At 50.2% G+C, this 14,835-nt stretch carries 10 protein-coding genes; 1 reads left to right on the top strand and 9 read right to left on the bottom strand.

All coding sequences use genetic code 11. The features are described from left to right. Positions 1–126: 126 nt before the first annotated feature. Entirely contained in the window at positions 127–1,215 is a 1,089-nt protein-coding gene (locus L1065_RS13125; protein WP_237095958.1) for a hypothetical protein, read from the top strand. 143 nt (positions 1,216–1,358) lie between these two features. Here L1065_RS13125 and L1065_RS13120 read toward each other — a convergent pair whose 3' ends face one another. The 9 genes from L1065_RS13120 to L1065_RS13080 all read right to left on the bottom strand — a co-directional run bounded on the left by L1065_RS13120 (position 1,359) and on the right by L1065_RS13080 (position 14,759). After that, positions 1,359–5,021 carry a P-loop NTPase fold protein gene (locus tag L1065_RS13120; RefSeq protein WP_237095957.1) on the bottom strand — a complete coding sequence of 1,221 codons (3,663 nt, stop codon included), beginning with the start codon at positions 5,019–5,021 and terminating at the stop codon, positions 1,359–1,361. A 5-nt stretch (positions 5,022–5,026) separates the two neighbouring features. After that, positions 5,027–6,436, bottom strand: coding sequence for a hypothetical protein (locus tag L1065_RS13115; RefSeq protein WP_370641191.1), 1,410 nt, complete (start codon positions 6,434–6,436; stop codon positions 5,027–5,029). 68 nt (positions 6,437–6,504) lie between these two features. Continuing rightward, a complete protein-coding gene (locus L1065_RS13110; RefSeq protein ID WP_237095956.1) occupies positions 6,505–6,981 on the bottom strand; it encodes a hypothetical protein in 477 nt (158 codons plus the stop codon). Between the two features lie 476 nt (positions 6,982–7,457). Further along, positions 7,458–8,156, bottom strand: a complete 699-nt coding sequence (locus L1065_RS13105) for a PIN domain-containing protein (RefSeq protein ID WP_237095955.1) — start codon at positions 8,154–8,156, stop codon at positions 7,458–7,460. A gap of 4 nt (positions 8,157–8,160) precedes the next feature. Continuing rightward, positions 8,161–8,832, bottom strand: coding sequence for a hypothetical protein (locus L1065_RS13100; protein ID WP_237095954.1), 672 nt, complete (start codon positions 8,830–8,832; stop codon positions 8,161–8,163). Positions 8,833–8,932: 100 nt separating this feature from the next. Then, positions 8,933–10,438: a hypothetical protein gene (locus L1065_RS13095; RefSeq protein WP_237095953.1), complete on the bottom strand. Its 1,506-nt coding sequence runs from the start codon at positions 10,436–10,438 to the stop codon at positions 8,933–8,935. A gap of 69 nt (positions 10,439–10,507) precedes the next feature. Beyond that, a complete protein-coding gene (locus L1065_RS13090; protein ID WP_237095952.1) occupies positions 10,508–11,899 on the bottom strand; it encodes a hypothetical protein in 1,392 nt (463 codons plus the stop codon). A 35-nt stretch (positions 11,900–11,934) separates the two neighbouring features. Beyond that, positions 11,935–13,347, bottom strand: coding sequence for a hypothetical protein (locus tag L1065_RS13085; protein ID WP_237095951.1), 1,413 nt, complete (start codon positions 13,345–13,347; stop codon positions 11,935–11,937). Next, positions 13,344–14,759: an SMEK domain-containing protein gene (locus L1065_RS13080; RefSeq protein WP_237095950.1), complete on the bottom strand. Its 1,416-nt coding sequence runs from the start codon at positions 14,757–14,759 to the stop codon at positions 13,344–13,346. The genes L1065_RS13085 and L1065_RS13080 overlap by 4 nt, the downstream gene beginning before the upstream one ends. Positions 14,760–14,835: the final 76 nt, after the last annotated feature.

The following is a 14,835-nucleotide window of genomic DNA, read 5'->3' as shown; positions in this document are numbered from 1 at the left end:
ATCTGGATTTTCCATTAGGGTCCGGAGTTGATGTTGAATGCCAATATGCACGAATACTTACGATGTCGGATAGTACTTCACCTATGGTTTCTTTAGTCGCGGCTTCTGCGCCGGAAGGTTCTTACTTTGACTGACAAAGCAGACATAGCATTCTGGCATAGCCATCCTTCCGTTAAGCGGATGGGCGGTAAGGTACGTTTCCTCGACAAGACGCTTAACGATCCTCATGAACAGCTTTTGATCGAGGTCTGTGCCGGTTGTCAGCATCTTCTCAGGGTGCATCCAGCAAGGTCCATATTGGGAAGCTTTGACTTCCTAATCATTGATTCCGGCGTTCGCAACGCTGCAGCCCTTGGCCAAGATGATAAATGCGCGGTTGTGCTCTCGAGCGGACTTGTGAGCGCTGTCTCAGAAATCGTCAGGCGGCTGATTTGTGGCTCAAGCCTTCTCTGTCAGAACTTTGGCCGAGAACCGAGGAGCGCAGCGTTTTTATGGGCCGAAGATCCGTCTACGTTCATGTCATCGAGCAATGAGAGAGAACAGAGATACTTTCTAAACTGTCTCGGTCGAGCCCTCGAATTCGTCACTCTTCATGAGCTTTCTCACCATCTTCGCGATCATGCATCGTCACTCAGAAATCATGACGACAGCTTTCTATTTGAAGAGGTGCTTTGGTTGAACGAAGTAAATGATCAAAGGGCACAGAAACTCAGGCATCACTGCGAAATAGATGCGGATACCTTTGCCTTGCGCCTTTCTCAGCTAGCTGCACTGCACGGCGAAGAAAGACGGCCAGCAGACCATGATCTGAAAGAATACTGGTCTAGTGAAATCGTGATTCAGTGCGTGGCATTGGTCAGTGTTTTTCTGGCGTTGGAAGACCAGAGCCGACGAACACGAGTGAACTATCAAGGGCCTTACCCACCGTTGCTGCATCGGGCGATTATCGCCTGCGATGCAGTTCAACACTACTATACAAAGCGTGGGGAACTCGATGACGATGAGGAAGCTGGTTATGTCTCGCAGATTTGGATTGATTTAGAGGAAACCTGCCAAGACCTAGCGATCCCGAAAGGTACGTGGGTGAACCCGAGCGATGAAGAAATCGCCCTCGAACTTATGAACAACCGCCTCGCAGGTTTCAGACATTTTCAAGACCAGCTCGATAAACGTATGGAGCTGCGCATGAAAGATCTGTCAGAAAATCAAAGGTAACCAGTTTTTGCCGCTGTAGATATGAGCCAGTCCTACAGATTACGTATACAGCGACAGCAGCTAGTTTTAAGGCTGTTAGCGCATCGCTTAGGGCGTTCTCTGTGAATGTGCACATATACACTTACCCTACTGGAAAGGCCGTCTCATTCTCTCAAATGAGACGGCTTAGTTTTGTCTTCGGGCTCCATGGCCAGGACCGCATCTGAAGACGCAAAAGTATAGCGTCTTGCAACTGGTGCTGTGAGCTTGAGCATTTTGTATAGGTCATCAAAGTCTGTCTTAAGGTCTCGACCAGGCGGGAGTGCCTTCTTCAAAGGCTCCCAAATCAACTCGGAAATGTCAGGGGGCACATCTGGTCGTTTGTCCGGGTCGGAATGATCTGATTTTATGTAGTAGCCGGTATAATCTACACTCTTTTCGATCAGTTCGAAGTGATGAACAGCAGCTTCCGGCGCCCCGGTCGCTAGCGCCAGTTGGGCAATAAGTGCGCGACTCGCGAACAGATCATCCTCGAGATCGATGAGTGGAGAGCCATCTTTTTTATCGACCGATTTTATCAAACCATAGACATTTACAAACCGTAGCAATTTTCTTGGAGAGCGACCGGCATAGGGCGCAAAGTCCGCCAAGAGTGTCCTCTCCGTTGGCGAGATAATGACAGGTCGCGTCGATATCAGCGAGGCTCCTGCCGATGCCAAATCGTCATCATGGAGTGGTTGCAAGTCATCTAAATCGGGATCTCCTGCTTCAACAGCAGGACTGGCATCATCATTTTCATGCGGTAGCTCCTCTGTGAAGTTCATAGAGAACGAAGTGGAAGGTGCTTCACTGCCAGTTTCTGGCGCAACCACCCTTAGATCGGAGTTGTCAGCAACGTCTTCTCCATCAGACAACGAGGATGGAAGAGGGTCCGGCAAAATTCCATTGACGAACGTCTTGGCAACCCCACCATCCATGCGGCGTGTCCAATAAGGAATTTGGAAAGTTTTCTCAAGGTAGTTCTTTGGATTGGCTCCACTTGTTCCGTCAACCAGTTCACCAAGCTCTTCCACGAGCGACACCTCCATCCATCTCGTATCAACACCAACTACAACGACGAACAACGGAAAGGTCAGGAACAGGTGAACAGCCTGAAGGACCTCATAAACTTTGTCTGGAGGACAACGATCTAGGTCGTCGATGTAAAGCACAATCCGGTCAAAAGTCGTTCCGAGCTTAACGCCGGTTTCATTGGTCTTTTCTAGTTTCTTAAGGGCCTCTTTGACCGGAGCATAGGCTTCGCTTCTTAAGTCATATCGTGATTCAATTGCATCTACCTGAGCAGCAACGTGATTTTTGTGTTGCTCCAATATTTCTTTCTCATCACGACCAGACTTCGAGTTTTCTATCAATGCTGACAGCTGCTCGAAGTCGCGGCGTATAGTGTCAATGATACCCAAGTGTTTGGAATACACATCACTCTCTGCTCGCTCGCGAATGAAGGCCGCGACACGCCCCGCAGTCGTTTGCTCCATCAGTCTGGCTTGAGCTTCCGCCACGGCTTCTTCTGTCTGAGCGATGACCGCTTTAGCATCATCAATATCTGTTTTGAGCTCTGCTAGGGGCGTCTCGCGTTGAGCGTCGATTTCATCGAACTTTGTCTGCAGCTTGCGCAGCGCGCCCACTCCGATTTGAGCTCGCTTTGTTACCGCACCGAGCCAAGCTGTCCCACTGGTTGCCAGACCCGTGATCGTTGTGATTGTGTTATCAAGTTTGAAAGTAGTCGAAAGCCCGAACCAGTTATTCGTCTCTGCAAAGCTAATACCCCACCCGATCAGGAACGGTCCCAACAAAATCGCCGCACCCAATCCCACCAAATTTATTGGCGTCGAGACTCGTACGCGCACCGACTTTGTGAGCAGGTCTGCGTTGGAAGCAGTTTTCCGGGCTTCGGCAATCGCGTTCTGAAGATTGGCTGCTTCATCACTGAGTTTCTGGAGGCCCAGCGTGTTCAGGGCATCGTTGATTTTGTCATCGCTGAATGCGTGATTGCGAAGTTCAGCTAACACAGCATTCCAGTAGTCGTTTGTTCGCTGTTCGACATCAGAAAGGTCATTGCGCGCTCGTTCACGAGCTTTCACCCTTTCTGCTAGCACTTCGATCGCGTTCAATCTCTCTTCTTGGGCCGTGGACAGGCTGTCAAAGAGCGCGTCAATTTCTTGGCCTTCTTTGGAGCCGCCATTTTTGGCCCTCAGCCATGCATCAAGGTCGTTGAAGATGACATCGACCAGGCTTGCCCAGACATTGGATTCCATATAATGCCAAGCATTGAAGGGGATCCTTACAATCTTACCGTGAAACGAGGATTTTTCTTGCAATGGCTGACCCTTTAAACCCGTGAAATCGGGGTTCACAAGGTCCGATATCGCCTTCTCGATTTGGTTCATGAAGAAGGTTTTGCCACTCCCCCAAGGACCGAAGACGCCGATCGCAAGCGGCGGTTCAAAGCTCTTTGATGCAATAAGGCGAGCGAAGGCTTTCGCTTCTTCTTCGACATCAAGCAAATCCTGTCCACGGTCAGCGGAATCGTTGAGTGCATTTGCAATCTGAGGGCCGGTAGGAACGCGGTCTGTTATGTCCTCAGCCTCTTTCTCGGCTTCGTATGTTTCCCTTTGATTGCCCCCTTCTTCGCCCTCGGGACTACCAGTTGTCTTCGACTCAATGTTTTCCAAGCCAATGAGTTCTTGGCGCCCCACCCAGCTTAGGAATGGCTCCAGTTCCGTTGATCTAGAATTCGCAGCGACCTGTTTGCTGATACGTTCAATGAGACTATCTCTGTCGGCCTGAAAGAGTTCGCGATAGACATCGTCTTGTGCGTGCTCATTGACGAGACCGGACAACAGAGCATCCATTGAAATAAGGTTTGCGTTTGAGCTTTCGGTAGTCTTTTTTGCCTGAGTGAAAGCGCCCCTTGCACTGGTGCTCATTTTCTCAATTGGATCGGCATCGCTGCGTTGAAGCCTGGCAATGGGAGTGCCCCTTTTCTCCCAATAGCTTTCGATGGCAGTTAGATCACCATTGGGCGCGGCTAACTCGAAGAGCGCCTTAGAAGCGACATTTGCACGTGCTTTGTTCTGCAGTCCTTTGGCGCGCAGTAGAATTCCCAAGAATAAATGTGTCCAAGTCAGTTCACCCGACCTGTGATTTGATTTGGCGCTGATCGCTCTGGCAAACTGGAGCGCAAGAGCTGCGTCTCTATCGACCCAGTATCGCTGTTTGTCCATTTCGCGTGTGACAACATCTATTCGGTGTCTGTCTTCCAACAGCGCGCTTAAGGCAGGATGCTCATGAACATCTGCACGGTGTACTCCGTCCTCAGGTTTTTCGAGTTCATCAACCAATCCCACGGCAGCGTCGCGATCAATCAGGAAGTTTGCACCCTGCTGCCCATAGATCGAGGCTGCGCTAGCAATGCGATGATCATGCCAAATGAGGTAGTCAGGTAGAACTTCATCAGGGAAATAGGCAAGCGTTTCGACGGGTATGCCTTCTGCCGACTGTGCATTTTCAAGAGATACTGGTTGGCCAGCCACAACACCGAACCCAACAATACCTCTCCATGGCTGAGCTGAAGGATAAGTGTTGGGCCTGGCGCCGGATCGCAAAAAGAAGACAAAATCCCCAGGAACAGGTTGTTGTTTTCGGTTGCTACTCCACAACCAATTTGTGACAGGCGATGATTTGTTGTTGCGGCTTTCTTCTAAGAGGCGCCCTGTTCGATCACCATTGGTGTACTGAAAAATCCAAAAACTGAGCGATGTTTCCATCCTGACTAGTACCCCACCACATCTTCAGGCTGAAAACCATCTGCTACTGATGGCTTTTTCCCGAGGATGTTCTTGAGGATGTCGTTCATCGTTTTTTGGTCGTTGTCGAAACCGCCATGGGTGTCGCTGTCGGTGATGCTGGGTGCGCGGCCTGAATAATGGATTTTGTAGCCGGCCTTTGTCGGCACTTGCGACTTGAAGATCTCCATTCCGAGGAGCGGCATCTCTCGTGTTTCTTCAAAGGCATTTGAGACGAAATAGAGCAGTGATTTCCGGTAGGGTCCGACAGTGTCTTCGCGTTCGCGCTGATCGATGAGATTGTACTGCCACAGTTTCGTGATGCCACTGGCCGCGTTTGATGTGCCAATTCTTGGGTGATAGCTCTTTTTGAAGAGATCGACTGTGCAAGCCGGCGCCATAAGAGAGCATGACTGGACCGGCGTTTTGAGTGGATTCATTGCGTCCATGGCATCTAGGGCATGGGCGATGAGAATGGACCCTGCGCTGTGGCCGACGAAATGGACTTTGAGCGGCTTTGATCGCTTGGCATTGCCTTCCAGCAGGGTTTTGACGGCTTTGCGCCCGCCGCCGCTGGCTTTGAAACTCTGATCGGCATCCCATTTCATATCACGCCAGACCGCACGTCCAGGACCACGAGCAATGGCTTCAAGGGCTCTGTCCCAGATATCAGAGACGCCGCTGACGCGCGCTTGGGCTTTGTCGCGTGAATTGAAGATCACATCTGACAGCGATTCAAAGAAACCTGTCTCCCACATGAAATGAATTGGATAGATCTTATTGCGTTTGAAGACCTTTTTCATTTTTCGGATGCGGTTTGCTGAGGCGGCTGCGTTATTCAAACCGCCATGAGCGTATAAGACCAGATGCTGATAGTCGCGAGCAGCGGTCGCATTCTCGTTGGCGAGGAAGTCCGCTGTTGCCTTGATGGAGGCAAGAGGCGTTGGGTATTTCCCAGTTTCGACCAGCTCACCATCATCGAGGTGGATGACATGGCCGATGATCTCCTCTTGGCGAGGTGCGCTGACAACCGCTTCCCCGAAAAGGCTTTCGGTTGCTTCTGTAAGCTGTGCGATTGTCAGGTCAAAGGCTTGTGGTGTTGGCACTGATAGGCGCAGAACCCACGCATCCATGACAGTGGCGGCCCAGTCTTCGTAGCGCCAGCGGGCTATCCCCGGCATCCCATTAAATTGTCCCCAGTCTTCGCCCCAAGAGTTTTGAATGAGGAAGCCTTTATCGTCATAACCGACGATGATGAAAGCGTGGCCGCCCATATTGATATGGGACGGTTTGATATCGCCTTTAGTGCTGCCCGTTTTGGGTTTTTGCCATCCCCGGTGAATTCTGGCTGAGACATAGATGACGCCGGTTTCATTGAGAGCGGCGTGGTAGTCGATGATTTCGGGCCGGAGTCGGAAATAGGCACCGAGACCGGTTGATCGCGCATCTTTGGCTTGGTCGATGTTTAGGAACCAGTTCTTCTCGCCATCTTTGTGGGGGCAAGATCTTCCCTGCAGACGCCGTTGTGATAGAAGCCCTTAAGTGCTGCTCGAATGGTTGAGCCTTCATAGTCACTACCGGGCCATGGGTCGTTGATTTTGGCCATTTCGTAAAGCATGCGTGGACTGGCGAGGGGAGCGATTGCTTCGGCATCTTTCTTTTTATGGCGTTGCCGGTTCATCAAAGTGATGGCACTTGCCAAAGCAAAGCCAGTGCAAGCTCCTTCTTTCTTCTGATCTCGGATTGGACTGATTTCAGTGCTCGGTGGGTCGAGTTTCAGGTCAAGATCGAGGAGTGCTGGTTCATATATTCGGTCGCGCAGATCGGTTGGATCTTCATGGACATTGAGAACGCGATCCCCAAGACGGGGTGCTGCTTCAAGTGTTTTGGCGGGATCAATGGATTTTTTTGGGTTAGAAGTCTTCGGTTTGGGGCTAGCCATGAAATTCAATCCCTCTTTATGGCAATCAATACTTTGAAATCTGCGTTCAATAATTGCATGAGTTCTTTGATTGGCCAAATTAAAGATAACCACGCAGATTGGTGGCGATAGTCGACACAATCAGGGATTTGGTCCATTTGTGCGCGACATGCCACCGTATTGTGCACAGAAGGCAGCCCTCCTTCACCATCGAAGAGGTCAAGTTTGCCATCGAGCAGGCAAGAATAGGTCAGAAAGTCTGCTTGGTGTTCCCCGTGGCCTTGTCACCCACAACAGACATAAGGCTTCAGGGGCTCGACAGACGCCTTGGCGATAATGGGTCCCATTATCGTTACCGCTCATCGGGCTGGATTTTGCTGGTTCGAATGCCGTGATGGACCGGCAGGACACCTCAACAGAAGTCCTTCATGCAACATCTTGATCACACAGCATTCATCAACTTGCGCCGCTTAGAGCGCGGAGTTTGCTATACGTGGTCACAGATTGAGTAGATGTTTTGCCTCGTGTAGGGCGCGGCCATAGCGAACACCCAATGCGTTGAACTCAGTTGAAATGTCGGTGTTCAGTTTCTTAGGTGCACCAGAAACAAAGTCACTTACATTCGATGAGGCAAACACAATATCAGATGTGTGCCCGAGGGCGCGCAACGAGCCTGCGACTTCAAGATAGCTTTCGACGACGACACAGTCCTTGGTAGAGTCTTTGCCTAACTTTGCCGGTGTTCGCTTTTGCATCATCCGAGTGAACCCACGGTTTGTAATATCTGGTGTGGTCGCATGCGAAAGAGAGGCTTGTACGATATCTGACATAATTTGTTCGGCTGTCGGGACACCTGCCCTGAAATGGTCGACGACGGTTTGGCTTGGCTGACCAAGCGCCACAGACCAGGCGTCGATGCGCTTCATTTCCGTAACCAGTTTCCTTAGTGCAGAATCTGTATCGTCGCGCACCTTTGGAAGGTTTTCAGCCAGTTCTAATCTCACTTGTTCCGGCACCACACATCCAACAGTACCATCCTGTACAACAGCATTGCGAATTGCTGTCGCCGCCAATATCGCGGCTGCATCCACATTTTCTCGTCTAGGAGATCGCAAAATATCCAATAGGATGCAGGTATCAGGGAAGAACACCGGTACACCGCCTTCGGCAAGTTCCTCGAGGCTGTCGAATATCAACAGTTCAGCCTCTCAAGGCCGCATCGTAAGTCGCCAGCAAGGAAATACCCTGCTCGTAGTTGATAGCCAGTTTGTTTGCTGAGCGCTCATCCCATCCATCAATTTCAATCAACCATTGCATCAGTATATCAACAGGCAAGTTCTTAGCGCTTTGATGTGCAAAAATTACGAACTCTTCCCATCTTTGCAGGTCATTTGGATGAGAGTTCGTTGTGCTCTTATTCGCGAGGCTTGAGAAACGGCCTAGAGCGAGTGCTGCCTGTTCGCTAGTCCAGATACTGAGGCCCCGAACTTCATCCGTGAGATCGAGTTTCAGTGCATCACGCACATTGCTGCGATCAACAACGGAATTGACGAAGTTACAAAGTAGAGCGTTATACTCCCGGACTGTCAGCTGACCAGACTCAGCGGGAACAATATTCGTTGCACAATAAGCTTGATTTCGCTCCCACAAGGTAATTGCGGCCTTTGGCAATTCTTCCCCTTCGTAGATGAATACAAGAACATCTTCACGATCCGTTCCAACAGCATACTTTCGCAAGGTTTCTTCCTGTTCTTCACCGTGCGACCAAGCTTTATCTTGGACGTCAAGCATAGCCATCCGAATTGCACTTAGTGGGACCTGATCCGAGTGGATCGTCAAATCCCGGAAAACCTCGATGCCCTGCTTTGTCATTTGGCTTTTCTCTCTCTGATCCCGTATGCTCAGTTTTTATCCATATGTTCGAATATTTCGATCCTATAGAAGTGGACAGATACCCACGAGCCCGCCTCTTTCACTTCCTCCTTTTTGCACTCAGACGTTCGGCTTCGTCCAGCAACCAATCCACAAAATCTTCACCATCGTCGACATCCCAGTCGCGGGCTTTTGCCAGTTCAAAGCCAATCAAATCGCGCGCTTGCGCATCGGAGAGACCTGACTTCGTCAGTTTCAAGTATTCAATCCACGTAGCAGTCACCAGACGCTGGTGTGCTTCAAACTCGTCAATCGCATCCAAGAATGCAGACCTATCTACAATCATCTCTTCGACACGTTCAGAGTCGATGTCGTGAGCCGCGTTCTTGGTGGAACACGCTACGAGGATGCGCAGATCCTCTAAACTCAAGACCCGTGCATCTAAATCTGCGCTTCGCTGGCGAAACTGGCTAACGATGCCCCGACAGTCCTGGCAAATGAGTTCGCGTCTTGGAGCAGAAATGACGATATCTCCTGCACCGTTTTGCCTTCGCATCGAGAGCTGTTCAGTGTCAGTTTCAAATTCCAGTTCTTCAAACGAATGGATTCTGGCAGTCCATGCCCCGCGATTGGACCGACGGCAAATCTCGCGCTTTGCTCTTTCACAACAAGGACAAGCCCACGCTTCCCCTGCTTCCCGCCAGTGCCTGTTCGTAGACGCTTGCGCTGCATTGATTGCTGCAAATTCTGCGTCTGTCGGGGGTCCTCCTCCGTGCTTTTTGGAACGCTGAAGCGTTTCGCCTAAACCGCCTCTCGCAACAGAACGTGAGTCAATTATCTCGCCAAGATGTAAGCTATGAATGCTGGGTAGTTGCTCCGCACATAGTTGATAGACCACATCTCTTGTTTGGACTTGGCGGTGGAGTTTCTGTCCAAGTGCAATTTCTCGCTTGTGGCGACCCTTCGCAATTCTTTTCGCCATCCGTTTGACGAAATCTATTCGGTCGTAAAAATCCTCTTGTGCATCGACCCATAGCGAGTGTGCTGTGGTAATATTCACTTCATGGAGGTGATTATCGCTCACGGTGATGAATTCTGCGATCTCGCTCGGGGTAAACGTGAAATGGCTATCGACCTCGTCACGCAAGGCCAGCTTAACTCGCCCATCGGACAAGTTACAGTCCACACAGATCAAAGTCCGCTCAAACCGTTCAACCAATGGCCGCAAGGCAGCTTCGGCGTGACTGATTTGAATCCGATGGTCGCGTTCATCACCTTGAAGGTCCACCGCCGAAAATCGACGTTTGAGAAATTCTTCGAGATGATCATGACGTTGCTCAAGATGACACAGTACTGTTCCGCTCGATGCTAAACGAGCAATCTGAGGCTTGCTCCGTCCACAACACGGGCAGGTCCAACCAGTCCAAGTTGCCGCCCAACTTCGATTAAGACTGAGCATCTGAGTACCAAACTTGGCCAGGATCGACTTAGTCTGTTCGCTCCACCGACCATCTCTTAGCGGCGCAATCGCACGCATGCCCTCATCGTCCAATTGCTCAATGCTGGGGACTACGATCGAGATCTTTGTACCTTTGCTCCGTGTCATAAGATCTCGCTTTTTGATCGCTTGATTGATGATCCCATGCCATGAGGGTTTAGACCACTGATTTTACCATTACTTGCTCCCCGCCGAGATTTTGTCCGAAGTTGGAAAAGGGGGCTCTGACTTAACCTGCGTGATGGAATTTAAAACTCGAAACGGTGCCCCTCTCCAAACTAGATCATCGCCTTCTTGTCGGAAATGAGTTGCCGCCGGGAGTAAATCTTCGCCAGGCCATGAGATGAGAGCATTGGGGTTGTGGTAGATCTCAAGTTCATCGGCCCAATTCTCAAAGTACTCTCCGTTTTCAATGTTCACATCGAACGGAATTCCCTCAAGTGCTCCTGGCTCCGGATTTGAAAGGGTGCCAATGCGCCTAACTGCCACTGTTGGGTCTCCAAATCCAGCAAGCGTGCCCATTCTAGAAAACTTTGCCTTGGTACCAGCGTTTGAGAAAATTACTGCCGAGACATTTTCAGCTTCAGGCTGCGCAAAAAAATTTGAAGGAATTGATTTTTCATCCCTTGTATGAGTTTGAAGTGGCTTCGGTATTGCAACGGCTTGCCCGTCAGGGCCCAATACCCTCTCAACGCTAGTTCCAAAAAGATAGATGGATAGCGCTGTATGAGACCAAGTCATAGAACCGGGAGCATGAAAATCGGCTATTGCAATAGCGAACGGATGGCCCCTGACTGCGTCCTTCTCCCAGTACTGCTTCTTCATCTTTGAATAGAGCGGGGATCCAAAAATGATGGGCATATCATTTTCAACAAACTTCCAGAAGTCATCCGGTGGTGGAGTTGGACCAGCCATCAAGTCAACAGCTTCGTTGCCACTGGCGTTTGCGGTCACAGCTTCGACAAAAACCTTCTGATCGTGCAGCTCCAACGCGAAGTCGGGGATCGCTATACTCTGATCAACCTTCATATCCAGAGCATGAAACACACGGAACAAGTACAACTCCCAAAGCCGGGCGTCAGTACCCGCAGTTTGAAAGTCACGGACAAAATTACCGTCTCCGTCAATAAACCAATGCGCGATTTCCTGCAGTTGTTGTCGAGCTGCCTGTGAGTGTAGCGTGTCTCGAATGTTTACGAAAACTGGACTTAATTTGCCGTCATGATCAGAAGCAAAGAGATCAACACCTGGTTTACCGTCACCGGCCGGGCAAGTTAGTTCAGTCTCTCGATCTTCTATTTCCTTCAGCTTCTGGCAAATCGACACTTCGCCCTCTCGCAGAGTTCGAAACGGGACCAGTGGCCCATGTGGGAGAAATCGTTGCTGATCGTTCCGGAGGCACAGCAAACCCAAATAGGAATCCGCTTTTTCAACATAGAAAAGGGCAGCAATTGCGTCGCCTTCGTGGGTCGACCAATATGCCACTTCATTCCAACTATCTTGTTCACCTGAGCCACGAAATCCAAACGTAAACTCGTCAAATCTGGCTTTGCTTATGCGCGTCGGCATGGATGTCCTCAAAGATGCAGAAGTGTCTGCTTTTCTTACATGTAGTAGCTATAGCTGACCTGAGGCTTTTCCCGCTCGCCAACGTACTTCATGATATCACCGATCTTGCTGGCGCACTCCAATGTGATCGGCAACCGGCCATCCATCTGGGTGTTGTTCCAGTTCATTTTCGTGAGGCCTAAGATTTCTTCGCAAAGCGCCTCAAGCGACGCGTCCTGTTCGTAAACGGTGATCTTTAACGGGTTTGGTACGTAGGAGCCGGGATAGGTCTTGTAATAGTCGATGGTTCCGCGTGTGTAGAGGATGCCTTCGTTCTCCGCTACCGTAAGCAGTGTTCCTCGTTTGGGAGGGTAGTCGCCATCCCCGAATAAGCGAATATCTGTTCCAGTTATGGTAACGAAGTCTTTCGACCTTATGCCCTTGTCGTCGATCGCCCGAAGGAACCCACTTCGTTCGCCATCTCGAAAATGGCTGGACTTGTGGACGACAATTCGAGCTGGCATGTGCTCAAGGGCGCGATCATATTCCTCGAGTGCCTCGCTCAAAAGATCGTAAGCTTGGTCTTCGTTGAGATACGGACGGCGGTCCGACTTGTCGATAGATACCGGTGTGCCGCGTAGGATAATACCGTGGCCAAATTCATCGAAGACCTGGGCTAAACTTGATGAAATAGTCTCACCGTCACGGCTACGATAGAACCCGATACCAATGTAGCAGGTCCGTGGTTTAGCAGTATCTTCAACCAGCCGCCAAGGAATAGTCTTGTTGCCTTTGTAGTAAAGGGCAGTGCAGAAATTCCAAGCCTTCGTTGCAGGATCTTGCTGCTCACCCGACTGCTTGGTGATCAGAATCGTCTTTTCTCGAACAAGCTGAAGCGGAGTGCCAAGATGCATGCATCGAGCTTTAAGTTGCCGCCGGAAGTTGTGCTCAAGGTCATCGTCTGTATCTTTCTTGTCCGTTTGCGCTGCGCTGGTGATCGAATCGAACATCTCGTTAGGAACGACGCATACGATCACATCAACTGAGCGGTTTTCAGCGAGGAACCGCACTTGCTCATAGTAGAGTTCGACAGACCTATCGACGCGCTCTTCACGTGAAGGCAACTTCACGATTTCGCTTACGTCCGATTTCTTTAGTGTCCTGGTGTACTGGGGTGAATTAATCAATCGGGTTAAGAAGCCATAATCCTGATTAATCCCGCCGAAACCGCGAAACAGATTCAGTAGATTGGACTTTGTCTTGCGTTCGATCCCACTTCTGCATTTGACCAGCCAGTCGTCGAGAAGGTCGACTCCTTCACCCCGACCGACAACACCAATCCGCAGTTCTGTTCTCCTAAGCTCGTCACGCGTGTCGTAGACACCCATGTGTTCGATTCCCGTCCGAGGACAGATGTGCGTTCCGGTGCCGAACTCAAGCAGCGGCTCTTTCAATGTGATGAGCTTCATGCTGCCGTCTCCTCTTCGGTATCTTCGAACAATTCCGCTTCATCTTCATTTGGCTCATCGTCGTCATTGCTGAAGACAATAAGAGATCTAAAGTCGAGGCCTACGCTCGCCTCATCCGGTAGATTTGCCAGGTAGAAAGCGGTGAAGCGGACCATGTTCCGAACGGAGGCGTTTAATTCCAACCTTTTCTGCTGTGATAGTAAGTCATCATGCCAATTCGACCGCGTGTGCCCATTGTACGAAAAGTACCAGCTCGGCCGGATTTGAGCGAACCAGGTGCCGCTAATATCCACAAAACTCAACTCAAACGAAAAGTGCTTGTGATGCGCGACCTTCGAAGGGTCTTTCTTCTGGTACTTGACTTCATAGACTCGGCGCGTTGCGGTCTTTTTCCCAACCCATGACTCATATCGGGTAGTGGGTTCCTCGCTATTTGAACAGAAATAGAAAAACCGGTCCTTAGGATGTAGTTTCACATTGCATGAACTAAGACGCTCGTGCGTCTCAGCAAACAACAACTGCTTCATTATGTTGATGTTGTCTATTTGACCTGAATCGATCAAATCGCCTGCAGAAAGCGTTTCGATAGTGCCTTCGTCAAGTATGCTTGAAAGACCGGAAGTGTCCGGATCGCGGAACGAGAACAGCCTCCCATCATGAAAAACCCAAGAGTCGGTATCCATCCCTTCTAGCAATAGCGCCATCTTAACGATTGCTTTGGTGGATCTGGCACGCCCACGGTAACCCAGCTCTTTCTTTGCTCGCGCGGTGACTACCTTTTCATCTATCGACAACTCCCCAATATACACGTCCGTTGGGAGTTCAATTTCCTGCAAGTTGGAGGTAAGTGTTGCCGGTGCCTCCACGTTCTCTTCATTGAAGCTCAAGTAAGCGTCCACGTCACCCAAGATTTGCTTGAAATCGGCGAGGACACGTTCTTGTGCCGCCAAGCGAAGTCCTGTCACCATGCCGAGGACATCGCCGAGATCGATAACGTGCTTTTTTACGTTAAAAGCGAACCGTTCGTCCAAGACAGAATTGACGGACGTTTGACTGTAGGAAGCTTGTTTCTTCACAAGCATCATTACGAACACCTCGTCAAAGGTGTTGAAGTATTGACGCTCCATGAACTGTTCAAGCGTGCCCTTTACCTTGTCCAACGTCACTGTGGATGTGATCTGGAATGCTACTCGATCATGATCATCTCCAAGGTCGATGCCTGGGTAGTTCTTTCTCTTGCGGTTAAGATTGATCAGATGGGGTAAGTTAAAAACGGACTTCAAGATGGGTATGAACGCATCTTCAAGTGCCAAGTTGATATCCGTCCGTCCTTGAGATGTCGCTAACTCAACCTGAGCAATCAGGCGACTGACGACATCGCGCAGTTGGTTTTCAATCTCCAGTTGTTTCATGGTCGCCTCACCGCCAAGTTGTCAAATTTTGTTAAGCACAACGTAAGAACACAACACGAACATCTCAAGTGAGCCA

The organism is Nereida sp. MMG025, from assembly GCF_021654165.1.
GTDB lineage: Bacteria > Pseudomonadota > Alphaproteobacteria > Rhodobacterales > Rhodobacteraceae > Nereida.
Note: the sequence above shows the minus strand (reverse complement) of the source record. Positions and strands in the feature narration are given on the sequence as shown.

Coding starts and splice junctions, on each gene's coding strand:
- L1065_RS13120 (WP_237095957.1), bottom strand. CDS start 5,021: ATGGAAACATCGCTCAGTTTTTGGATTTTTCAGTACACCAATGGTGAT.
- L1065_RS13110 (WP_237095956.1), bottom strand. CDS start 6,981: ATGGCTAGCCCCAAACCGAAGACTTCTAACCCAAAAAAATCCATTGAT.
- L1065_RS13100 (WP_237095954.1), bottom strand. CDS start 8,832: ATGACAAAGCAGGGCATCGAGGTTTTCCGGGATTTGACGATCCACTCG.
- L1065_RS13095 (WP_237095953.1), bottom strand. CDS start 10,438: ATGACACGGAGCAAAGGTACAAAGATCTCGATCGTAGTCCCCAGCATT.
- L1065_RS13090 (WP_237095952.1), bottom strand. CDS start 11,899: ATGCCGACGCGCATAAGCAAAGCCAGATTTGACGAGTTTACGTTTGGA.
- L1065_RS13085 (WP_237095951.1), bottom strand. CDS start 13,347: ATGAAGCTCATCACATTGAAAGAGCCGCTGCTTGAGTTCGGCACCGGA.
- L1065_RS13080 (WP_237095950.1), bottom strand. CDS start 14,759: ATGAAACAACTGGAGATTGAAAACCAACTGCGCGATGTCGTCAGTCGC.